Raw genomic sequence first — 22,372 nt, forward strand, 5'->3', positions numbered from 1 at the left:
ACGATGACCACCGCACCCACTGGATCTGTGAACAAGCCCAAGACCCCGCCCTACAAGCTGGCCGGTCTGGTGCTGCTGCTCGTGGTGGCCGTCGTGCTCAGCCTGACCTGGGCGCAGTTCCGCGGCTATTTCGACAAGAAGGCCTCCCTGGTGGTGATGGCCGAGCGGGCCGGGTTGTCGATGGACCCGGGTTCGAAGGTGACCTTCAACGGGGTGCCGATCGGACGGCTGAAATCCGCGGGCGTGGTGAGCGACGGCGAGGAGTCGCGGGCCAAACTGCTCCTCGATGTGGAACCGCAATACCTGAACATGATCCCGGCCAATGTGGACGCAGAATTGCGCGCCACGACGGTGTTCGGCAACAAGTACATCTCGTTCCTGTCGCCGGCCGACCCGTCGTCGGACAAGCTCAAATCGGGTGCGGTGATCAACGCGACGAGCACCACCACGGAGTTCAACACGTTGTTCGAGACGATCATGGGGATCGCCCAGCAGGTGGATCCGGTGAAGTTGAACCAGACGTTGACCGCGGCGGCGCAGGCTCTCGATGGTCTGGGGGACAAGTTCGGTCAGTCGCTGGTCAACGGTAATGACATTCTGGGTGAGCTCAATGCCCGGATGCCGCAGATCCGCAGGGACACCAAGGGGTTGGCGGATCTGTCCGGGGTGTATGCCGATGCGGCTCCGGATCTGTTCGACGGGCTCGACCATGCGGTGGTCACCGCCAGGACGCTCAATGCCCAGCGCGGCAATATCGACAAGGCGTTGATGTCGGCGGTCGGGTTCGGCAACAACGCCGGGGACATCTTCGAGCGTGGTGGGCCGTATCTGGTCCGTGGTGCGCAGGACCTGCTGCCCACCAGCAAGCTGCTGGACTACTACAGCCCCGAATTGTTGTGCACCGTCCGCAATTTCCACGACGCCGCCCCCAAACTGGCTGCGGCCCTTGGTGGTAACGGCTACTCGCTGCTCACCAACACCGAGCTGCTCGGCGCGGGCAACCCCTACGTCTACCCGGACAATCTCCCGCGGATCAATGCGCGTGGTGGTCCGGAGGGACGGCCGGGTTGCTGGCAGCCGATCACCCGCGACCTGTGGCCGATGCCGTACCTGGTGATGGATACCGGTGCCAGCATCGCGCCCTACAACCACTTCGAACTCGGCCAGCCGCTGGCCGCCGAGTACGTCTGGGGTCGCCAAGTGGGGGAGAACACGATCAACCCATGAGCGGAGCGAATAGACAGCAGGTGCGTGGCGCTTGCGCAACGATTGATCAAACGGCATGCGGGACCCGAGCCTGCGAGGGAGCCGCATGAGTATCAAAGGCACGATCTTCAAACTGGGAGCGATCTCGGCGGTGCTGCTCGCCTTCACCGCGATCATCTTCGTGGTGTTCGCCCAGCTCCGCTTCGACAAGACCACCAGCTATTCAGCGGTGTTCGACAATGTCAGCGGGCTGCGCAGCGGCCAGTTCGTCCGCGCCTACGGCGTGGAGGTCGGCAAGGTCAAAGACGTCACGCTGATCGACGACGGCCAGCACGTCCGCGTCGACTTCGCGGTGCAGAACGACCTGCAGTTGTTCCAGGGGTCCACCGCCGCGATCCGCTACCTGGATCTGATCGGTAATCGCTACCTGGAGCTGCGCCGCGGTGACAGCGACAAGATCCTGCCGCCGGGTGGCACCATCCCGCGCGAGCGCACGGAGCCGGCGTTGGATCTCGACGCCCTGGTCGGCGGTTTCCGCCCGCTGTTCAAATCGCTGGACCCGGACAAGGTCAACAACATCGCCAACTCGCTCATCACGATCTTCCAGGGTCAGGGCGGCACCATCAGCGACATCCTGGACCAGACGGCGGAACTCACATCAGCACTGGCCAGCCGTGACCAGGCCATCGGCGAGGTGATCACCAATCTCAACACCGTCCTCGAGACCACCGTCAAGCACCAGACACAGTTCGACGACACCTTGAAGAACTTCGAGGCGCTGATCACCGGCCTGAAGAACCGGGCCGATCCGATCGCCTCGTCGGTCGCCGACATCAGCAACGCCGCCGGTTCGCTCGGCGATCTGCTGGCGGACAACCGGCCGCTGCTGCGGGACACCCTCGGGTACCTGGAGACCACACAACAGCCGCTGATCGATCAGAAGGACGAGGTGAACAGCATCCTGCAGCAGATCCCCGCGTCGCTGAAGATCATCGGCCGCGCCGGCGGACTCTACGGTGACTTCTTCAACTTCTACGTCTGCGATCTCTCCCTGAAGCTCAACGGGGCTCAGCCGGGCGGGCCGGTCCGCACCGTCCGGGTGGTCACCCAGCCGTCGGGCAGGTGCACGCCGAAATGAGGACCATCCAGGGTTCGGACCGGGTCCGAAAAGGCGTGATGGGTGTGATCACGGTGGCGCTGGTCATCGGGGTCGGCTCCAGCTTGACCAGCGTGCCGATGCTGTTCGCGGTCCCGACGTATTACGCGCAGTTCAACGACACCGGCGGCCTCAGCGTCGGGGACAAGGTGCGTATCGCCGGCGTCGACGTCGGCGATGTCACGAGCATGGACATCAAGGGCGACAAAGTCGAGATCGGCTACACCCTCGGTGGCCGCCAGATCGGTACGGAGAGCCGCGCCGCAATCCGCACCGATACGATCCTGGGCCGCAAGAACATTCAGGTGGAGCCCCGGGGCAACAAGATCCTCAAACCGCGCGGCTTCCTGCCGGTGGAGCAGACCCAGACGCCGTACCAGATCTACGACGCGTTCCTCGATGTCACCCGCGCCTCGCAGGGCTGGGACACCAAGGCCGTCAAGCAGTCGCTGAACGTGCTCTCCGAGACCGTCGACCAGACCTCGCCGCACCTGAGCGCCGCGCTCAAAGGTGTGCAGGAGTTCTCCGACTCGCTGGGCAAGCGCGACGATCAGCTCAAGGCGCTGCTGTCCAACGCGGGCAAGATCGCCACAGTCCTCGGCGACCGCAGTGGACAGGTGAACGCACTGCTGGTCAACGCGCAGACGCTGCTGGCCGCCGTCAACGAGCGCCACCAGGCCGTCAGCATGCTGTTGGAGCGGATTTCGACTGTGTCGCAGCAGCTCACCGGGTTCATCAATGAGAACCCGAACCTCAACCACGTGCTCACCCAGTTGAAGACGGTCAGCGATATCCTCAGCGAGCGCCGCAACGACCTGGCCGACACCCTCAGTCTGGCCGGCAAATTCATCATCTCGCTGGCCGAGGCGCTGGCGTCGGGTCCGTATTTCAAGGTGCTGCTGGCCAACCTGCTGCCGCCGACGCTGCTGCAGCCGTTCGTCGACGCGGCGTTCAAGAAGCGCGGTATCGACCCCGAGCAGTTCTGGCGCAACTCCGGTCTGCCGGCATTCCAGTTCCCGGACCCCAACGGCACCCGGTTCGAAAACGGTGCACCGCCGCCTGCGCCGACGCCGCTGGAAGGGACCCCGGAAAATCCCGGACCTGCGGTGCCCCCTGGATCCCCATGCTCCTACACGCCTCCCGCCGACGGTCTGCCACGACCGGCTGACCCGTTGCCGTGTGCGCACCTGGGCGTCGGTCCCTACGGTGACAACCCGTACGGGCCCAACTACGGAGCGCCGAATGTGGCGACGTCGGCACCGAATCCGGAAGGTATCGGCCCGAACCCGGGTGTCCCGTCCGCGGCGATCCCCGGCCAGTTGTCTCCCGACGTGCCAGGTACGCCAGTGCCGATCGCGCCCGGCCCGCCCGGCGCGCGCCAGATTCCGATCGGCCCGCCCGGGGTGCCCACGCCCCCCGGCGATATCCCCGGTCGCGCGGTGCCGGCGCCGATCCTGCCCGGGCCGCCGCCCCCGCCGGGACCGGGCCAGCAGTTGTCCCCGGTGGGCACCGAGCCCCTGCCGGGTAACCCGCCGTTCCTTCCGCCCGGATCTCAGGGGGTGGCTCCGTAATGTCGAGCGTCTTCAACATCCGAAACATCAAGCTGCCGCACTTCTCCCGTACGGCGGTGATCCTTACCGCCCTCGTGGTGGCGGTGGCGATCGGGGCCGGCATGGTGGGCTGGAACGTCTACAAGAAGCTGACCACCACCACGGTGACCGCGTACTTCCCCGAGGTGCTCGCGCTGTACCCCGGGGACAAGGTCCTCATCATGGGGGTCCAGGTCGGCAAGATCGACTCGATCACCACCGACGGCGACAAGATGAAGGTCGTCTTCCACTTCAACAGCAAGTACAAGGTTCCGGAGAACGCGTCCGCGTCGGTGCTCAATCCGAGCCTGGTGGCATCCCGCGTGATTCAGCTGTCGCCGCCCTACACCGGTGGGCCGGCGATGGCCGACGGTGCGACGATCCCGTTGGAGCGCACCCAGATTCCGGTCGAGTACGACGAGCTGCGCGACCAGGTGACCAGGCTCCTGGCCGATCTGGGGCCTTCCAAGGAGCAGCCCAAGGGCCCGTTCGGCGACATCATCGAATCGTTCGCCGACGGGTTCGCCGGGAAGGGCGAGCAGTTCAACAAGACCATCCAGGGCCTGTCTGAAGCGCTCGATGCGCTGCATCAAGGCCACGGTGACATCGTCGCGGTGATCAAGAGTCTCGCCACGTTCGTCAACGCGCTGTACAAGAACGACCAGCAGTTCGTGGCGTTGAACGACAATCTGGCGCAGTTCACCAACTCCTTCACCAACACCGATCGTGAAGTCGCCACGGCACTGCAGGATCTCAACAGCGTGCTGGCGACCACCCGAAAGTTCCTGGACGAGAACGGCAAACCACTCACCGCCGATATCAAGAACCTGTCGGATGTGACCACCACGATCCTGCAACCGGAGCCGCGTAACGGTCTGGAAACCGGCCTGCACGCGTACCCGAACCTGGTGTCCAACGTGGTGAACATCGTGTCGCCCAACCAGGGTGGCATCGTGGCCGTCCCGGTGCTGCCCGGTGTCACAAACTTCTCGAACCCGCTGAACTTCATCTGCAGCACCATCCAGGCCGGTAGTCGGCTGGGCTACCAGGAATCCGCGGAGTTGTGTGCCCAGTACCTGGCGCCCATCCTGGATGCCATCAAGTTCAACTTCCTGCCGTTCGGGGTGAACATGGCCAGCACCGCGATGACGCTGCCCAAGCAGATCGCCTATTCCGAACCGCGGCTGCAGCCGCCGCCGGGGTACAAGGACACCACGGTGCCCGGCATCTTCTCCCGCGACACCTTGTTCTCGCACGGTAACCACGAGCCGGGCTGGATCGTGGCGCCCGGAATGCAGGGGATCTCGGTGCAGCCGTTCACCCAGAACATGCTGACCCCGGATTCGTTGGCGGAGTTGATGGGTGGACCCGACATCGTGGCGCCGCCCGCACCGCCGGCCTTCGGCGTACCCCCGGGTGGGAACCTGCCCGGCCCGCCGAACGCCTACAGCGAGAACACCCCGTTGCCGCCGCCGTGGTACCCGCAGCCGGGCCCACCGCCCGTGCCGGCCCCGGGCGTGCTGCCCGGTGACCCGCTGGGAGCGATCGCAGCGCCGCCCGCGGCGGCCCCGGCCGCCGTACCGGCACCCGCCGGCCCGCCGCTGCCCGCCGAAGCCGGAGGGGGCAACTAGTGCGCACACCTGACTGGAAGAAGACCGGCCGGCGCACCGCCGCACTGGCGGTGGCCGCCCTGGCACTGAGCTCCTGCTCGCAGTGGCGCGGTGTGGCCAACGTCCCGCTGCCCGGTGGACCGGGAACGCAGGACGGGTACTCGACCATCTACATCCAGATGCCGGAGACGCTGGCGCTCAACGCCAACAGCCGGGTCCGGGTGGCCGATGTGTTCGTCGGCCGGGTGCGCTCGATCGAGCTGAAGAACTGGGTGCCGACCTTGACGGTGGACCTGGAGCCCGGCGTCAAACTGCCGTCCAACGTGCTGGCCAAGATCGGCCAGACCAGCCTGCTGGGCTCGCAGCACGTCGAACTGGACAGCCCGCCGGACCCCTCGTCGACGCCGCTGCGCAACGGCGACACGGTGCCGTTGAAGAACTCGTCGGCCTACCCGACCATCGAGCGGACGCTGGCCAGCATCTCGGGCATCCTCACCGGTGGTGGCATCCCCAACATCGAGGTGATCCAGAACGAGGTCAACAACATCCTGACCGGCCGGGCCGATCAGATCCGGGAGTTCCTCAACCGGCTGGAGACCTTCACCCAGGAGATGAACAAGCAGCGCGACGACATCACCCGCGCCATCGACTCCACCAACCGGCTGCTGGCCGTCGTCGCCAAACGCAACGACACGCTGGACCAGGTGCTCACCGAGTTCCCGCCGCTGATCCAGCATTTCGCGGAGACCCGCGATCTGTTCGCCGACGCAGTGACGGCGCTGGGCCGGGTGTCGGCGGCCGCCGACGACACGCTGAGCAACACCAATGCGAACCTGCACACCAACCTGGTGAACCTGCAGCGTCCGCTCAAGCAGCTGTCGAAGGCCTCGCCGTACCTGGTGGGCGCGCTGAAGCTGCTGTTGACGGTGCCGTTCAATATCGAGAACGTGCCGAAAGCCATTCGCGGCGACTACATCAACACGTCGGCCACCATCGACCTGACGCTGTCCGCGGTGGACAACGGCCTGCTGTCGGGCACCGGGGTGTCGGGCATGCTGCGGGCGCTGGAACAGGCCTGGGGCCGTGATCCGGCGACCATGATCCCGGACATCCGATACACACCGAACCCGCACAATGCGCCGGGTGGTCCACTGGTCGAAAGGGGGGAGTGAGACATGTTGCTGACCAGGTTCATCAAGATGCAGCTGCTCATCTTCACCGCCCTGACCATCATCGGGTTGGTGGTGCTGTCGCTGTTCTATCTGCGCCTGCCCACCGCCGCGGGCATCGGGATGTACCGCCTCTACGCCGATCTGCCGAACTCGGCAGGCCTGTACGAGACGGCCAACGTCACGTATCGCGGCACCACCATCGGCAAGGTGCGCGATGTCCAGCCCACCCCCAAGGGGGCGCGGGTCACCATGGACATCGACAACGACAAGAAGGTCCCGCTCGACTCGTCCGCCAATGTGCATTCGGTGTCGGCGGTCGGGGAGCAGTTCCTGGACATCGTGTCGGAAAAGGACGAGGGCAAGTACTTCAGCGCGGGGCAGACCATCACCAAGGGGTCCGTGCCATCCGAGGTCGGTCCCGCTCTGGACGCCGCGGAGGCGGGGCTTGCCGCGCTGCCCAAGGAGAAGATCGGCCAGCTGCTCGACGAGACGGCGAAAGCCGTTGGCGGACTGGGTCCGTCATTGCAGCGGCTGGTGGACTCCACCCAGACGCTGGCCGGTGACTTCAAGGACAATCTGCCCTCGGTGAACGACATCGTCGAGCATTCGGGGCCGATCATCGACAGTCAGGTGAACTCCGGGGACGCCATCGCCCGGTGGGCGGCCAACCTGAACACCATCACCAGCCAGACCGCCGAGCAGGACGGTGCGCTGCGCAGCGGCCTGCAGCAGGCGGCGCCGACGGCCGATCAGCTCAACGCCGTGTTCGGCGATGTGCGTGACGCGCTGCCGCAGACGCTGGCCAACCTTGAGGTCGTCATCGACATGCTCAAGCGGTACAACAAGAACGTCGAGCAGGTGCTGGTGGTGCTGCCCCAGGGCGCGTCCATCGCCCAGACCGCGACGATCTTCGCGCCGCAAGGTCTGCTGCATTTCGGCCTCGGGATCAACTCACCGCCACCGTGCCTGACCGGATTCCTGCCGGCCTCGCAGTGGCGGTCGCCGGCCGACACCACCACCCAGCCGATTCCGTCGGGTTTGTACTGCAAGATTCCCAAGGACGCACCGAACGCGGTGCGCGGCGCGCGTAACTACCCGTGCGCCGACTTCCCGGGCAAGCGTGCAGCCACCCCGGCCGAGTGCCGCAGCAACGAGCCGTATGTGCCCGCGGGCACCAACCCGTGGTACGGCGACCCCAACCAGGTCGTCGACTGCCCGGCGGCCGGCGCCCGCTGCACCCACCCGGTCGAGCCGGGCCGGGTCATCCCCGCGCCGTCGATCAACAACGGGCTCAACCCGCTGGGGGCCAGCCAGCTGCCGCCGCCGCAGGCTTTCGCCCCGACCAGTGACCCGCTCACCCCGCCCGGCCAGGGCACCGTCAGCTGCAGTGGACAGCAACCCAACCCCTGCATCTACACTCCGGCAGCAGGACCGTCGGCGGTGTACAGCCCGTCCAGCGGCGAGGTGGTCGGACCAGACGGTGTCAAGTACACCGTCAACAACTCGATGAAGCCAGGAGATAGCGGATGGAAGGAGATGCTGGCACCAGCCGGCTGAACCCCACCCCTGATGACCACGATTCAGAAGAACCGATAGCGGCACTTCCCGAGGCGCAGCCCGATCCGGTGACCCCGGCGCACCAGCCGAGGCCGGAACGTCTGGGCACGGGATGGGTGGCCACGATCGCCGCCGGCCTGCTCGTGCTGACCGCCGGGCTGTCCGTGGTCGGCTACCTGGCCGTGCAGGCCAACGCCCGCAGCGCCCAGATCGGGCGCGATGACGCCGTCGCGCTACAGGCCGCCAAGGACTGCGTGACCGCCACCCAGGCTCCGGACACGGCGTCGATGGGGGCCAGCCAGGCCAAGATCATCGAGTGCTCGACCGGTGACTTCGGGGCCCAGGCCGGGTTCTTCAGCGGGATGATGGTGGAGGCGTATCAAGCGGCGAACGTGAAGGTCGCGGTGTCGGACCTGCGTGCCGCGGTCGAACGTCACAACGACGACGGCTCCGTCGACATCCTGGTGGCGGTGCGGACGAAGGTCACCAATTCGCAAGCCGCGGACCAGGAGCAGGGCTACCGGTTGCGGGTGACGATGCAGCGTGACGACGGCACGTACAAGATCGCCAACCTCGTCCAGGTGACGACGTGACGGCGGTGCTCGACGTGAACGATGCCCTAGACACCGCAGCAGCCACCGCCACCCCCGACTTGCCGGTGGCCTCCTGGAGGAGCCGGGCCGGGGCGCTGGCCATCGATGTGCTCTTCGGGGTCGCCGTGGTGGTCATCATGGCCATGCTGGCCTGGATCTCGCCGTGGATGAGCTGGCAGTGGTGGGTGTTCGCCGTACTGGGGGCGGCGGTCACGCTGGCGGTGCTGGTGAATCGCTGGCTGATACCGGCATGGACGGGGTGGACCCTGGGGCGCGCGGTCACCGGCATCCGGGTGCTCACCCGCACCGGCGACCCGGCGGGCAGCGTCCGGTTGATCGTCCGCGATATCGCACATCTGCTCGACACGGCCGCGGTGCTGGTCGGGTGGCTGTGGCCGCTGTGGGACCGGCGTGGGCGCACGTTCGCCGATCTGCTGCTGCGTACCGAGGTGGTGCGAGTCGATGCTCCGGCGCGCGATCTGCGCCGGCCGGTCGCGCTCGGGCTGGCCGCGACAGTGGTGTTGTGTTGTGCGGCGGCCGGACTGGGATACGGCGCGGTATACCGGCATGACCGGGCGGTGGACGAGGCCAGGGCGCAGATCTCGGAACAGGGCCCCCGGATCGTCGAGGAGTTGCTCAGCTATACCCCGCAGACCCTGGCCGACGATTTCGCGAAGGCGCAGTCGCTGGCCACCGACGGCTATCGCCCGCAGCTTGTGGCCCAACAGGAGTCGGTGCGCAAGGCGCCGATCGTGGCCAATGAGTACTGGACCGTCAACAGCGCGGTCACCCAGGTCGGCGCGGATACCGCGACCATGCTGATGGCCATGCAGGGGCAGCGCGGTGCCGACCCGAAAACCCTGCGCGTCATCACCGCGACGGTGCAGGTGGACTTCGTCAAATCCGGCGGGCAGTGGCGGGTGGGCAACCTCACGGTGATCACCCGGCCCACCCCGGGTGGTGGTCCCCGTTGAGCCCGCGCCGCCAGATCGACCCGGATGAGCCCGAATTCTTTGTCTCAGTGGACAATCCGCCGAGGCGCTGGGGTCTGCCGGTGATCGGTGGTGCCTGCGCATTGGTACTGGCCGCTGTCATCGGGCTGTGCACGGTGATGGTGATGGCACACGAATCGGATCGCCGCACCGACGTCAGGGACGCGTCCGCGCTGGCGTATGTGCGGGACTTCATGACCGTGTACACGACCATGGATCCGTTCCATGCCAACGACTATGCCGACCGGATCAAGGCACAGGCCACCGGCGAATTCGTGAAGGCGTTCACCGAGAAGCAGAACGAGATCGTGATCCAGGTGGCGCGTCTGGAGCCCACCACGGGCGCGGTGCTCGCCGCCGGTGTACAGCGCTGGAACGACGACGGAAGTGCCGACGTCCTGGTGGCCACCCTGACGACCAGCAAGAATCCCGACGGCAAACAGACCATCGAAACCGGAAGCCGTTGGTTGGCAACGACAATTCAGGAAGGGCGCCAGTGGAAGATCAGCCGGCTGATTCAGGTGATCTGACCACCGGGGCCGAGGACGACGAAGCCCAGGCCCAGCCGACGGGCAAGGCGGGTAGAGCCTCGGCGAGCGGCCCGGAGTCTGTCCCCGAGACGGATGCCGCCCCAGCGGATTCCGGTGACACGGAGCCCGCCGAAGAACCCGTGCTGGTGCCGCACCGGCCGGCGGGCAAGGCACTCAAGATCGTCGCGGCGGTGGCGGCGCTGCTGTTCGTGGCGGCCGGCGCGTTCGCCGGTGCGACGGCGCAGCAGTACCTGTCCGACCGCGCGTTGGTGCACACCAAACTGGACGTCGCCCGCACCGCGACCAGCGCCATCACCACGCTGTGGACCTACACGCCCGACGATATGGAATCGCTGCCCGACCGGGCACAGAAGTATCTGGGCGGCGATTTCGCGGCCCAGTACCGCCAGTACATCGACGCGATCGTGGCGCCGAACAAGCAGGCCCAGGTGTCCAACAGCACCCAGGTGCTCGGCGCGGCCATCGAGAGCATCGGTCCGGACCGGGCCACCGCGCTGGTGTACACGAACTCGGTGGCCACCAGCCCGGTCACCAAGAACATCCCGTCGCTGCGCTACCTGTCCTATCGGCTGACGCTGGAACGCCGGGACTCGAAGTGGCTCATCACGGAGATGACACCGGTCACGTCGCTGGATCTCACACCGAGGCTGTAGCCGCGCGATGCGTTCGCGGCGTCGGCAGCGATCTTCGCTTTCGGGCCCGAGGACTCCGGATAACCTGGCCACATGCCATCAGTACTTGTGACCGGCGCCGGACGCGGAATCGGGCGCACCATCGCCGAAGAGCTGGCCAAGCGCGGGTGGGAGGTGATCGCGGGAGTCCGCTCGGCCGCCGACGTGGCCGCCGTCGGCGCGGCGCACGAGCGGATAACGGGGGTGCGCCTCGACGTCACCGACGAGGAACAGCTCGCGGCGTTGGATGCGGCTTTGCCGTCGAGGCTGGACGCCGTGGTCAACAATGCCGGCATCGTGGTCGCCGGTCCGATGGAGACGGTCACCACCGAAGGGTGGCGAAAGCAGTTGGACGTCAACGTGATCGGTCAGCTCGCGGTCACTCGGGCGGTGTTGCCCCGCTTGCGTGAGTCCCGCGGCCGGGTGGTGTTCATCTCGAGCGTCAACGGCCGGCTGTCGACGCCGCTGACGGGTGCCTACGCGGCGTCCAAGTTCGCGCTCGAGGCGGCCGCCGACGCCCTGCGGATGGAGTTGGCGCCGTGGCGGATGCCGGTGGTGCTCGTCGAGCCGGCGCAGACCGACACCGACATGTGGCGCACCGCCGACACCATGGTGTCCGAGGTGGAGGCCGGCCTGACGCCGCAATACCGTGAACTTTATGCCCGTCACGTTGCTGGCATGCGCAGGTCCGTGCCGATTTCGCAGCGGCTTGCGGTCGCACCCGAGACGGTGGCCGATGTGGTGTCCACCGCGCTGACCTCGCGGCGGCCCCGGCCACGCTATGTCGTAGGGCTGGGCCCCAAGGCTCAAGTTGCCCTGCTGACTCATATCCCCACTGCTTTGCGAGATCGGCTTCTTCGTGTCGTGATGCGTCAGCCCTGACCAAAACCCAACGCGCGCAGGACTTCGACGCACGCGATAGTTCTCGGCAAAACCGTATCCGGGCAACGGCAGGGTGTTACCGTCCTGTGCGTCGGCTGGGAGGCTACGGGGAGGCACGTAAGCATGACGGGGAAACATCGCGCGGCGGGGGAGCGGACCAAGCGGCTCGCGGTCGTGGGGGCCGCAACCGCGACGGTCACCGCACTGACGGTGGGAGCGGCCGCGCCCCAGCCGGTGCAGACGCGTCCGGAGTTGCGTCTGGTACACGATCAACCGCTGCATCTCACGGCGTCGACAAGCCTGTTCCCGAAGCCGGGCGAACTACCGGATATCACTGGCGGCCTGGGCAATACGGTCTACAACGAGGCACAGGACCTGTACGCCACCATCGCAAAGGCCTTGGTCGGCAGGCTGAGCGTGCCGGCTCTGACCGGCGGTCTGCACATCAACATCGGCGATGTGCTGAACCAGATACCGGTGGACCTGCTCGATCAGGTGCTCGGCGCGGTGAAGATCGACCTCGGGTCGCTGCTCGACGGGGCATTGCCCGCCGGGGTGTCGGACGCCTTGGTCGGGGTCCTGGACCTGCTGAACATCACCGACTCGGCCGGCAACGTCTCACTCAGTGCACTACTCGGTCTCATCGGGCTTGATGTGTCGAACATCGTGGATCTGGCGAACACCGATGTGGCCGGGGTCAAGATCATCACCCCCGGCCCCACCTTCGGCCTGCTGAAGATGCTGGGGCTGGATATCGGGTGGACACCCGGTACCCCCAATGCCGTTGCCGAGGCCATCAATTCGACACCGTACCTGGATATCAGCGGCGACGGTCTACTCGACATCGTCTTCAAGCAGGCCAAGGACGCCCTCGACGTGCTGGGGCCGCTCGGAGTGCCGCTGCAGCTGGCGGTGAATCTGCTGCACGCGGTGACCGACGCCCTGCCGCTGGAACTACTCGACGTCACCGACGTGCGCATTCCCATTGTCGCTGGCATCGGGCTGGGGGCCTTCTCCACCGGGGCGTCGTATTCGAAGATATTGAGTGAGTTGGGATTCCAGCCCGGTGGCTCCAAGGCGAGCCAGCACCCGCTGGTCGGAGGCTTCACCATTCTGCCGATGGTGCTGTTGAACAATCTGGGCCGAGCCAACGGTGGTCTGTTGTCCCGGTTCTACCCGTTGGGCGATCTGCTCGGCATCGACCTGCTGACCCCGGAAACGGGGGCTGTGCACAGCGGCGGAATTCCGTTGCTCAACACCGGGTTGGCGGTCGGCGGGGCGAATCTGGTCCCGATCAAGATCGATGCGACCGCGCAATACCAGCCGTTCTCCGACTTCGCTGCGTGGCCGAATCCCTTCTCGCTGGCCAACAACCTGATGGCCGGAACGGTGGGTGCCACCTACATTCTTCGCGGCTTGACGCTCGACACCATCCTCAACCAGGTGGGGGACGAAGTCGGCAATGCGGTGGGCAACGTGACCGCCGGAAATCCGCTGGCGCTCAACATCTATCTCACGCTGCCGGCGAAGACGCTGCCGCTGTTGGAACCGCTGTACCTCACCGGCGATGTGCTAAACGCGGTGAGCTTCGGCACGTTGGGCACCTTGCCTATCCGGCTCGCCAACGCCCTGGCGCCGGCACTGACAAGTCTGGTGAACCTCGGGTACACCGACGTGGTGCGCAATGCCGACGGTACGTACACCAGGACGCTCACCGACGCCGACACCCCAACGCCTTTCATGACGTTCCCGCACGTGAATCCGGGCCAAGCGGTCAACGACGTGATCAAGTCCCTGGTCAAGGGATTCCAGAAGGAGTTCTTCAGCGGCCATCCGACGGCGGCGCCGCCGAATATCGTCAACGAGCTCGTCAAGGTGGTGAAGAGCATCACCAGCGGCAGCTTCGCGAAGGAGCTGACCAAGACGGCCACCGATGCGGCTTCCGGGCTGGCCGAGGCCAACGCGCTGCCGTCGGCCGCGGCACGGACCTTGACGCTCGCCACCGGCCAGACCGCTGAGTCCACCGGTAAGCATGCCGCGGCGGACGACGACACGAAGGCCGATGACAGCGAGGCCGATGACAGCAAGGCCGATGACAGCAAGGCCGATGACTCGAAGACGGCCGACTCCAAGAAAGACGACTCCAAGAAAGCCGACTCCAAGAAGGCCGACTCGAAGAAGGACGACACCGCCAAGAACGAGAAGCCGGCCGCGCAGGCGAATCCGAAGCCGACGGTCAAGAAGCCCGACCCATTGACCAAAGCGGTCCGCGATATCACCCGTGCGTTCAGCCCGAAGAAGAAGCCCGCCGCGTCGGAGTCGAAGGACTCCGGCACGACGAAGAAGAGCTCCGAGGGCGCGCGATCAGGTTCGACCGGAGAAGCCGCTTAACTGAACGGTTTTCAGTTGAACGCGAGCCAGGCCGGTAGCGCGCGTTCGCGCGAGTCGCACAGCACCTGGTAGGTGTCACACGACCCCTTGGGCACGCCGGCTCCGGCCCACATGCCACCGGCCTCGCGGCGCAGCACGATCGCCGACGATCCGCCACCGTCGAGCAGGATGGCCGTATCGCTGCCCAGGCCCCGGAACAGATCCTGGATCTGGTCCGGGGTGTAGCTGCCGCCCTGGAACACGTACATCTCGTCGCGGCCGCGCACATAGGCCAGCGCGGTGCGCGCCGCCGAGGGGCCGGGGTCGTTCATCTGGCCGGTATCTCCGGGGGCGAGCAGTCCCAGACCGCTGACCGCGACGAAGCGGGTGCCCTTGCTCATCAGGTCGGTGACGACGGGGGTGGCCGCGTCGAAATCCTCTGCACCGCTGGGACTTACCACGAACGGTGCCCCGGATACCGGAAGGACCATCGTCGACAGCGGGGTCCAGATCTCGTTTCCGCCCGACAGGCCCTGCTTACCGGCATAGGCGATGGTGCCGGTGACTGCGGCGTTGGCCTTGCCCTGCCCGCGGGTGTTGTCGACGTACGCCCCGAGCGGGGAACTGCAGCCGGTGGTCTTCCAGGAGCCGCCGCGCTGTCCCCGGATGTCGAAGAAATTGGCGTTGACGGCGATCGTCGGTCGGCCCAGCGCGTGCCACGCCGCGATCGGGGTGTAGATCTCTGCGGACTGCAGCAGTCCTTCGCCGGTACGTGCGCCGGGTGTGCGTTCGCAGCGGGACTGGTATCCGGCATGAGAATCGACGAGCAGGCGCGGTGCGAGCCGCGCCGATGCGCCCTTGATGATCATCAGGTGCCCGCCGTTGCTCATCTCGTACCAACTGCCCGCGGCATTGAGCATCGGTGCCGGATTGCCGGCGCCGAAGTTGTACACCAGGTACGCACCGCGGGTGGTGGCGATCGCGTTCGCCAGCAATGTGCGGCCGTCTGCGGCTCGCGCAACCGGGGATCCGGTGGCCGTGGCAAGCGCCGCGGTGATCGCGAGCACCGCGATTCCGGCGCCAATGCGCAGGAGAAACCGGGTTGTGCTCAGCACGTCGATCCTTCCTGGCAAACTTCGGTCAGATGCTCAGGATAATCACAGCCGGCTCACTGTCAACTTACGTCACGGCCGCATAACGCTTCTGCCACAAGACAATTGCTAGCGCAGCCCCGGCGGCGCCAGGCGGTACACCGCGTCGGCGAGGTCATCCGTGACATACACCGCGCCATCGGGGCCGACCACCGCGGAAACCGGGCGCCCCCAGCGGGATCCGTCTGCGGACTGGAACCCGCCGAGGAGAGTCTGTGCGGGGCCGAGGATCCCGTTGCGCCATGGCAGGAAGGACACTTCGGGGGCGCGGGGCGGTTGCCGGTTCCAGGACCCGTGCACGCCCAGCAACGCCCCGGAGTCGTACGGCGCCGGCAGCGCGCCCTCGGTGAAGCTCATGCCCAGCGGTGCCGAATGTGCGCCGATGGTCTGCTCGACGGGTGGCAGCGACGCACAGTCGAGCGCGCCGCCGTCGGCGTTGGTCTGGACGTCGCGGATGAACGGGGCGTCGGCGGGGCCGCCGGTGGGATGGCAGAACGGCCAGCCGAGTTCGCGGCCCGCGGTCAGCCGGGCGATGGCTTCGGGCGGATTCTCGGCGACGTAATCGGGATGGACCCTTCCGGTGGCGGGGTCGGCGATGTTGTCGCGATTGTTGATGGCCGTCCAGATCGATCCGTCAGGTGCGGTCGCCAGGCCGGTGCCGTTGCGAACCCCGGTGGCGAACGCGGTCGCGGGACCGCCGCCGGGCGGAACGCGCATGATGGTCGCCCGTGGCGGGTCGGCCGCCCGGTCCTGTGCCGAGATGTTCCCGGTCGATCCGATCGAAAAGTACACTGCGCCATCGGATCCGGCGGTCACGCTCTTGAGGGCGTGCGAATACGCCCCGCGCAGCTCCGGGCTGCGTGCGTCGGGCAGCCCGGCCGCGATCGGCCGGGGACCGGTGGCACTGCCGTCACGGTAGTCGTAGGCGGTGATCCGATCGCTCTCCGCGACCAGCAGGGTGGAACCGGTGAAGGACAGGCCGTGCGGCTGGGTGAGGCCGTCCAGCAACGGCGTCACGCGCTCGGGTCCTACCGACACCACCTGGCCCGCGCTGGGCAGCGAGACCAGCAGTCGCCCGTCGGGTGCCCACGCCGCCAGCCGCGCCTTGGGCACCCTGGCCCAGACCGATACCGTCCACCCCGGCGGGACCAATGCCTGTCGTGCGGTGTCGAACGGCCGCTGATCGAGGCCGTCCGGGACGGCGACGGTCACCGGCACCAAACCGGCAGGCGCCGCGGTGCCGGCGGGTGGCGGCGGCGTGGTGCCCGCCGCGCACCCGGCCAGCAGCACCACCGCGGCGCTGCACAGGAGCTGTCGGCTATGCGGCCAGACCCGCATGCATCTCCCAGACCAGGATCTCGGCCGCGGTGGTCGCTGTCACCCGCTGGCCGCCGGTGGCCGTCAGTCGGACGGCGTCGCCCTCCTGCAGCGGGCCCGCGCCCTCCAGGACGACCTCACCGCGTGGCACGAACAGGTGCAGATAGGGCGCCTGGGGCAGTTCCACCGAGTCGCCGGGTTGCAGGCGGGCACCGTTTAGCGCGGCGAAGCGGTTCTGGATGCTGATCGCGGTCTCGTCGCGATGCTCGGGCATGCCGGAGGCGATGGTGATCAGTTTGCCGCGCAACAACTCGTCGTCGATCTCCATTTGCTGATAGCCCGGCGTGATGCCGGACTCGTCCGGGACGACCCACATCTGCACGAAATGCACAGGCTCGGAATGTGTTTCGCCGCCCGTGAGGTTCCAGGAGTCGTTCTTCTCGGAATGCAGGATGCCCCGGCCGGCCGACATTCGTTGCGCCAGTCCGGGATAGATGACCCCGGAGTGCCCGGTCGAGTCCTGGTGCACCAATGAGCCGCGCAGCACCCAGGTGACGATCTCCATATCGCGGTGCGGGTGGGTCTCAAATCCGGCGCCCGGCGTGACGATGTCGTCGTTGTTGACCAGCAGTAGCCCGTGATGGGTGTTGGCGGGGTCGTAATGATCGCTGAACGAGAAGGAGTGCTTGGAGTCCAGCCATGAGATCTTCGTGGCCGCCCGGTCGGCGGCGCGGCGGATGTCGATGGTTGCGGTATTGCTCATCGGGTTCTCCTTGCGATTCGATGCCAGCCTAGGTGCCGGTACTGGACACCACAACATAGATGATGTGTCATGTATTCCATGTGGCTGACCGACGACGAACAGCGGATCTGGCGTGACTACCTGACCATGAGCGCCCGGCTGCAGGCCGCGATGAATCGGCAGTTACAGGTCGATTGCGGGTTGTCACTGGCCGACTACGAGGTGCTCGTCGCCCTCGAGGAACAACCCGGCTGCGCGATGAACGAGCTCGGTGAGCGGCTCGGCTGGGAACAGAGCCGGGTGTCGCATCAGCTGCGCAGGATGACCGACCGTGCCCTGGTGGCCCGCCACGGTGCCGACGATGACCGGCGCGTGGTCACGGTGCAGATCACCGCCGCGGGCCGGAAGGCGCTGGCGGTCGCCGCATCCGGTCATGTCGCACTGGTGCGCGCGGTGCTGTTCGACGAGATGAGCGCCGCCCAGGCCGCCGCCGTAGGGCGTTGGCTGGCCGGCGCGGTGCGCAGGCTCGATCAGGCACACTGAGGCAGTGGCCACCGTCCGTGCCCTCGCCTGCGCGGAACGCGAGACGTTCGCGGATCTGTTGCAAAGTCTCACCCCGGAACAGTGGGATGCGCCGAGCCTGTGTGCGGGGTGGACCGTCCGGGACGTCGCGATGCACACCATCGCCTATCTCGGCCAGGGACGTATCGCCCTCGCTCGCAACATGTTCGCCGCGCGCTGGGATGTCGGCAGGCTCAACGCGAATGCCCTTGCCCGCATCGGGTCTGTTCAGCCCGGGCGGCTGATCGAACTGATGCGCCAGGCCGAACCGACTGGTGCGGGCGCGTTGTACGGCGGCCGGGTGGCGCTGATCGAATGCCTGGTCCATCAGCAGGACATCCGCCGGCCGTTGCGGATACCCCGCGCCGTCGATCCCGAGGCGCTGCGCGCCGCGCTGGCCTTCGCGCGGATCAGTCCGGTGATCAGGGGCGCGCGTCGCACCAGGGGCCTTCGTCTGGTCGCCACCGATCTGGATTGGGCGGCCGGGCGCGGGCCCGAGGTCCGCGGGACCGGTGAGGCACTGCTGCTGGCGATGACGGGGCGCGCCGCACACCTTTCAGGTGAGCTCGCCGGCGGCGGTGTCGCGCTGCTGGACCGGCGTTAGCCCCGGCGCAGCAGCTTCATCTCCGACAACCGTTGCCGCATCGTGTGCACGTGCTCGACGAGGGCCTCCCGGGTGCCGGCGCCGGCGGTGAGCAGCGCCTCGACCAGTTGAGCGTCATCGCGGCTGCCGTCGAGCAGCGGGAGTAGGAGACGGTCCAGGGGTTCCAGCGGCACCGTCTCATGCCAGCGGTTGAACGTCGACCCGTCCTCGTCGAGTTGGGTCAATTCGGCCATCCGCCTTGCCGATTCGTCGATTCTCACCGGTTCGCCGGCCGGTTCGGGCAGTACCGGATCGAGGCGGTAGTGGGCCTGACCCTGCATGACGAGGACGCTGGTCAGGTCGTCGATGTGGGCGGGCAGATCGGCACTCGGATGCTCCCCGGCGGCGATGAGGCGCTCACGCACGGTCGCCACCAATTCGTCGTGGGACAGTGTCCAAGGCCAGCGTTCGGTGAGCGCATCGAGGGCCGCCTTGATGGCCGGTGCGTTGGTGAACAAGGTGGCGCCGTCGGCCTGCTGGAACTCCTGGCGAGAGGTGTCCAGCCGGGTGGGCCCGTCGAGGGGCGGGACCGTGGCGGCCAGGTGCAGCCGGCGGAAACGGTCGGCGTCAGGGTCATAGCTGATCTGCTGGGCGCGCTCGGCGTGGACGAACAACGACTGCCGGAACGTGCGGTTGGTGACGAAGTCCAGGTATTGCTCCACCAGAACCTGCGCGCCACCGCAGTGTGCGGCCAGGTATTCGGCCACCTTGGGTCCGTGATTGGCCGGGATCATCACTTCCGGGCGGGCCTCACCCAGATACGCCAGCCCGTGCGCGCTGGTGCGGGCGAGCACCTCGTAGAAGTAACGCGGGGTGTTGAAGGCCTCCAACTCGTCGTGCAGTAGGTAGGAATCGCCGAAGCCGTCGTCGGAGGCCCGCCATTCGGCCAGGATGCTCGCCATCACGCCACCGGCCGGCACCACCTCCTCCAGGAAGTCGGCCATCCCACGGGCTTGCCGCACCTTCTCGCCCGGCGTCTGGCTGCCACCGCCGGCCAGCAGCATGGCGTCGCGCACGATCTCCTTGGCCTTCCAGCCCGGGTAGCAGTTGTAGCTGAGGTAGGCGACGCCGTCCGCGGACAGCGTGGCCCGGATCATGGCCAGCAGCGCCTCGGCCACGTCATCGGGCACCCAGCTGTACACACCGTGGGCGATGACGTAGTCGAACCGCCCCAGGCTTGTGAGGTCCAGCCGGGCGATATCGCCGGCGATCAACTGCATGTTCTCCAGGCCCAGCGCCGCTACGCGGGCCCGCCCCTGCGCGATCTGCACCTCGGATAGGTCGATCCCCACCACCTCGGCGTTCGGGTGGGTGGCGGCAAACGGCAGGATGTTGCCTCCGGCGGCGCAGCCGATCTCGAGGACGCGCGCGGTCCCGACGTCCGCCGGCGCCAAGCCGAACAGGTGGGCCACGGCCGCCAGCGTCCCGGGTGCCGACTGCGGGAAGGAGTTCGAGACATACGGTGTCTGGTCGTAGTCGGAACGGAGCGCATCGACAGCATTGGTGCTGCCGGCATCGGTGCGGCTGGCGGTCAAGGTGACTCCTGTCTGTGCCCACGCAAAACTGCGGGCACGGTACGCGGCCCAGGTGAACTCGAGGTGCCAGTCGGTGGTCTCTTCCCTACCCACCGGTGGATAGGGATAGTCTGCGGGCGTGGATATCAATGGAGCTAGTGCAATCGTCACCGGTGGCGCGTCGGGTATCGGCGCCGCCGCCGCACGTCAGCTGGCCGCCAAGGGCGCCAGGGTGGTCGTCGCGGACCTGAACGCCGAACGCGGCCAGGAACTCGCGCACGAGATCGGCGGCGTCTTCGTCACCGTCGACGTCACCAACACCGACCAGATCATCGACGCCGTGAACACGGCCACCGATCTCGGCCCGCTGCGCGCCCTGGTGAACTCGGCCGGTATCGGCTGGGCCCAGCGCACCATCGGAAAGGACGGTCAGTTCGAGTCGGCGCACAACCTGGACGTGTACAAGAAGGTGCTCGCGATCAACCTGGTCGGCACCTTCGACTGCATCCGGCTGGCCGCCACCGCGATGAGCCGCAACGAGCTCACCGACACCGGCGAGCGTGGCGCCATCGTCAACCTCACCAGCGTCGCAGCCTTCGACGGGCAGATCGGCCAGGCCGCGTACTCGTCGTCCAAGGGTGGCGTCGTGGGCCTGACCCTGCCGGTCGCCCGGGACCTGTCGGCCGTCGGTATCCGCGTGAACACCGTGGCCCCCGGCCTGATCGACACCCCGATCTACGGGGAGGGTGAGGCGTCGGAAGCCTTCAAGGCCAAGCTCGGCGAGTCGGTGCTCTTCCCACACCGCCTGGGCAAGCCGGAGGAACTGGCCTCGATGATCATCGAGCTGATCACCAACTCCTACATGAACGCCGAAGTGGTCCGTGTCGACGGCGGCATCCGGATGCCACCGAAGTAGTCACCCGCAAGCGAAAGGCCCCCGCGTTTGCGGGGGCCTTTTTGCGTGCGAGGGTTACCAGTCCGATTCGTCGAACCGGATCACGCCGCGAATATTGTTGCCGTCCAACATGTCCTGGTAGCCGGTGTTGATATCTTCCAGCTTGTAGGTGCGGGTGATCATATCGTCGATGTTCAGCAGTCCCGACTTGTACAGCGCCGTCAGCCGCGGGGTCTCCACGTGGCTGCTGCCGCCGCCGAAGATGTTGCCCTTCAGCGTCTTCTGCAACATGGTGAACAGGAAGAGGTTCAGCTTCACGTCGGCGTCGAGCATCGATCCCATCCCGGTGACCACACAGGTGCCGGTCTTGGCGGTCAGGATCATCGCCTCTTCGATGTACTCGCCCTTCATCTCGCCGACCGCGATGATGACCTTGTCGGCCATCAGGCCGTAGGTGGTGTCGATGACGGGCATGATCGCCTCGGACATCGACGGGTACACGTGGGTGGCGCCGAACTTGATGGCCTGCTCGCGCTTCCACTCGTTCGGGTCGATGGCGATGACGTGCTTGGCGCCGGAGATCACCGCGCCCTGCAGGGCGCTCATCCCGATACCGCCGACGCCGACGACGATGACGGTCTCGCCCGGCTTCACCTCGGCCACATTGGTGGCCGAGCCGAACCCGGTCGGCACCGCGCAACCCATGATCGCGGCGGTCTCGAACGGGATGTCCTTGTCGATCTTGACCACCGAGTCCTTGTGGACCGTCATGTACGGCGCGAAGGTGCCCAGCAGGTTCATCGGCGACACCTCATGCGACCCGGCATGGATACGGCTGGTGCCGTCGGCGATCGCCTTGCCGCCGAGCAGGACGGCGCCGCGGTCGCACAGGGAGCGGAAGCCCTTGAGGCAGGGCGGGCACACGCCACAGGCTGGGATGAACGCGAGGATGACGTGGTCGCCCTCCTCGATCCCGGTGACGTTCTTGCCGACCTTGGTGACCACACCCGCGCCCTCGTGGCCGCCGAGCGCGGGCAGGCCGATCGGGGTGGCGCCGGTGGTGATGTGGTAGTCGGAATGGCACATGCCGGCGGCGTGCATCCGGATCTGGACTTCGTCGGCGACGGGGTCACCGAGCTCGATCTCATCGACTTTGAACGGCGAATTGAGTTCCCACAGCAGGGCGCCCTTGGTCTTCAT

20 protein-coding genes are annotated in these 22,372 nt (G+C 66.9%); 15 read left to right on the top strand and 5 right to left on the bottom strand.

The window, feature by feature from the left end; genetic code table 11:
• Positions 1-3: 3 nt before the first annotated feature.
• The 12 genes from QN239_RS03960 (at position 4) to QN239_RS04015 (ending at position 14,370) form a co-directional block, all read left to right on the top strand.
• Complete coding sequence (locus QN239_RS03960; protein ID WP_499008264.1) at positions 4-1,227, top strand: MCE family protein; 1,224 nt, start codon at positions 4-6, stop codon at positions 1,225-1,227.
• A gap of 85 nt (positions 1,228-1,312) precedes the next feature.
• Positions 1,313-2,344, top strand: coding sequence for an MCE family protein (locus QN239_RS03965; protein ID WP_499008265.1), 1,032 nt, complete (start codon positions 1,313-1,315; stop codon positions 2,342-2,344).
• A complete protein-coding gene (locus tag QN239_RS03970) occupies positions 2,341-3,933 on the top strand; it encodes an MCE family protein (protein WP_499008266.1) in 1,593 nt (530 codons plus the stop codon). Before QN239_RS03965 ends, QN239_RS03970 begins: the two co-directional genes overlap by 4 nt.
• The gene (locus QN239_RS03975; RefSeq protein WP_499008267.1) at positions 3,933-5,582 is read left to right on the top strand and encodes a virulence factor Mce family protein; all 1,650 of its coding nucleotides are present in this window, start codon (positions 3,933-3,935) and stop codon (positions 5,580-5,582) included. The genes QN239_RS03970 and QN239_RS03975 overlap by 1 nt, the downstream gene beginning before the upstream one ends.
• Positions 5,582-6,733 (top strand): virulence factor Mce family protein, encoded by a 1,152-nt coding sequence (locus QN239_RS03980; protein WP_499008268.1) that lies wholly within the window; start codon positions 5,582-5,584, stop codon positions 6,731-6,733. Before QN239_RS03975 ends, QN239_RS03980 begins: the two co-directional genes overlap by 1 nt.
• A 6-nt stretch (positions 6,734-6,739) precedes the next feature.
• Positions 6,740-8,290: an MCE family protein gene (locus tag QN239_RS03985; RefSeq protein WP_499016564.1), complete on the top strand. Its 1,551-nt coding sequence runs from the start codon at positions 6,740-6,742 to the stop codon at positions 8,288-8,290.
• The gene (locus QN239_RS03990) at positions 8,260-8,883 is read left to right on the top strand and encodes an Rv1363c family protein (protein ID WP_499008269.1); all 624 of its coding nucleotides are present in this window, start codon (positions 8,260-8,262) and stop codon (positions 8,881-8,883) included. Before QN239_RS03985 ends, QN239_RS03990 begins: the two co-directional genes overlap by 31 nt.
• Positions 8,880-9,857 carry an RDD family protein gene (locus QN239_RS03995; RefSeq protein WP_499008270.1) on the top strand — a complete coding sequence of 326 codons (978 nt, stop codon included), beginning with the start codon at positions 8,880-8,882 and terminating at the stop codon, positions 9,855-9,857. Before QN239_RS03990 ends, QN239_RS03995 begins: the two co-directional genes overlap by 4 nt.
• Positions 9,854-10,405, top strand: coding sequence for an Rv1363c family protein (locus QN239_RS04000; protein ID WP_499008272.1), 552 nt, complete (start codon positions 9,854-9,856; stop codon positions 10,403-10,405). The genes QN239_RS03995 and QN239_RS04000 overlap by 4 nt, the downstream gene beginning before the upstream one ends.
• Positions 10,372-11,079: a mammalian cell entry protein gene (locus tag QN239_RS04005; RefSeq protein ID WP_499008273.1), complete on the top strand. Its 708-nt coding sequence runs from the start codon at positions 10,372-10,374 to the stop codon at positions 11,077-11,079. Before QN239_RS04000 ends, QN239_RS04005 begins: the two co-directional genes overlap by 34 nt.
• Positions 11,080-11,151: 72 nt before the next feature.
• Positions 11,152-11,979 carry an SDR family NAD(P)-dependent oxidoreductase gene (locus QN239_RS04010; protein ID WP_499008274.1) on the top strand — a complete coding sequence of 276 codons (828 nt, stop codon included), beginning with the start codon at positions 11,152-11,154 and terminating at the stop codon, positions 11,977-11,979.
• 123 nt (positions 11,980-12,102) lie between these two features.
• Positions 12,103-14,370 (top strand): alpha/beta hydrolase family protein, encoded by a 2,268-nt coding sequence (locus QN239_RS04015; protein WP_499008275.1) that lies wholly within the window; start codon positions 12,103-12,105, stop codon positions 14,368-14,370.
• Positions 14,371-14,381: 11 nt separating this feature from the next.
• On the opposite strand, the gene QN239_RS04020 is transcribed toward QN239_RS04015, so the two are convergent.
• The 3 genes from QN239_RS04020 to QN239_RS04030 all read right to left on the bottom strand — a co-directional run bounded on the left by QN239_RS04020 (position 14,382) and on the right by QN239_RS04030 (position 17,580).
• A complete protein-coding gene (locus tag QN239_RS04020; protein WP_499008276.1) occupies positions 14,382-15,482 on the bottom strand; it encodes a phosphodiester glycosidase family protein in 1,101 nt (366 codons plus the stop codon).
• An 87-nt stretch (positions 15,483-15,569) separates the two neighbouring features.
• Entirely contained in the window at positions 15,570-16,838 is a 1,269-nt protein-coding gene (locus QN239_RS04025; protein WP_499008277.1) for a PQQ-dependent sugar dehydrogenase, read from the bottom strand.
• Complete coding sequence (locus tag QN239_RS04030; RefSeq protein ID WP_499008278.1) at positions 16,819-17,580, bottom strand: pirin family protein; 762 nt, start codon at positions 17,578-17,580, stop codon at positions 16,819-16,821. The genes QN239_RS04025 and QN239_RS04030 overlap by 20 nt, the downstream gene beginning before the upstream one ends.
• A gap of 69 nt (positions 17,581-17,649) precedes the next feature.
• Between QN239_RS04030 and QN239_RS04035 the strand changes: the two genes are divergently transcribed.
• Together QN239_RS04035 and QN239_RS04040 are read left to right on the top strand one after the other, a co-directional pair.
• Positions 17,650-18,102, top strand: coding sequence for a MarR family winged helix-turn-helix transcriptional regulator (locus QN239_RS04035; protein WP_499008279.1), 453 nt, complete (start codon positions 17,650-17,652; stop codon positions 18,100-18,102).
• Between the two features lie 4 nt (positions 18,103-18,106).
• Positions 18,107-18,724: a maleylpyruvate isomerase family mycothiol-dependent enzyme gene (locus QN239_RS04040; protein ID WP_499008280.1), complete on the top strand. Its 618-nt coding sequence runs from the start codon at positions 18,107-18,109 to the stop codon at positions 18,722-18,724.
• Here the strand turns inward: QN239_RS04040 and QN239_RS04045 are convergent.
• On the bottom strand, positions 18,721-20,298 hold the full coding sequence (locus tag QN239_RS04045; protein WP_499008281.1) for a class I SAM-dependent methyltransferase: 1,578 nt from the start codon (positions 20,296-20,298) through the stop codon (positions 18,721-18,723). The two genes, QN239_RS04040 and QN239_RS04045, sit on opposite strands and share 4 nt — an antisense overlap.
• Positions 20,299-20,416: 118 nt before the next feature.
• Here QN239_RS04045 and QN239_RS04050 point away from each other — a divergent pair, with 118 nt between their 5' ends.
• Entirely contained in the window at positions 20,417-21,193 is a 777-nt protein-coding gene (locus tag QN239_RS04050; protein ID WP_090359049.1) for an SDR family NAD(P)-dependent oxidoreductase, read from the top strand.
• Between the two features lie 54 nt (positions 21,194-21,247).
• On the opposite strand, the gene QN239_RS04055 is transcribed toward QN239_RS04050, so the two are convergent.
• The gene (locus QN239_RS04055) at positions 21,248-22,372 is read right to left on the bottom strand and encodes an NDMA-dependent alcohol dehydrogenase (protein WP_167155397.1); all 1,125 of its coding nucleotides are present in this window, start codon (positions 22,370-22,372) and stop codon (positions 21,248-21,250) included.

The organism is Mycolicibacterium sp. Y3 (genome assembly GCF_051188035.1).
GTDB lineage: Bacteria > Actinomycetota > Actinomycetes > Mycobacteriales > Mycobacteriaceae > Mycobacterium > Mycobacterium fluoranthenivorans.

Coding starts and splice junctions, on each gene's coding strand:
- QN239_RS03960 (WP_499008264.1), top strand. CDS start 4: ATGACCACCGCACCCACTGGATCTGTGAACAAGCCCAAGACCCCGCCC.
- QN239_RS03990 (WP_499008269.1), top strand. CDS start 8,260: ATGGAAGGAGATGCTGGCACCAGCCGGCTGAACCCCACCCCTGATGAC.
- QN239_RS04010 (WP_499008274.1), top strand. CDS start 11,152: ATGCCATCAGTACTTGTGACCGGCGCCGGACGCGGAATCGGGCGCACC.
- QN239_RS04035 (WP_499008279.1), top strand. CDS start 17,650: ATGTATTCCATGTGGCTGACCGACGACGAACAGCGGATCTGGCGTGAC.
- QN239_RS03975 (WP_499008267.1), top strand. CDS start 3,933: ATGTCGAGCGTCTTCAACATCCGAAACATCAAGCTGCCGCACTTCTCC.
- QN239_RS04030 (WP_499008278.1), bottom strand. CDS start 17,580: ATGAGCAATACCGCAACCATCGACATCCGCCGCGCCGCCGACCGGGCG.
- QN239_RS03970 (WP_499008266.1), top strand. CDS start 2,341: ATGAGGACCATCCAGGGTTCGGACCGGGTCCGAAAAGGCGTGATGGGT.
- QN239_RS04055 (WP_167155397.1), bottom strand. CDS start 22,372: ATGAAGACCAAGGGCGCCCTGCTGTGGGAACTCAATTCGCCGTTCAAA.
- QN239_RS03965 (WP_499008265.1), top strand. CDS start 1,313: ATGAGTATCAAAGGCACGATCTTCAAACTGGGAGCGATCTCGGCGGTG.
- QN239_RS04015 (WP_499008275.1), top strand. CDS start 12,103: ATGACGGGGAAACATCGCGCGGCGGGGGAGCGGACCAAGCGGCTCGCG.
- QN239_RS04025 (WP_499008277.1), bottom strand. CDS start 16,838: ATGCGGGTCTGGCCGCATAGCCGACAGCTCCTGTGCAGCGCCGCGGTG.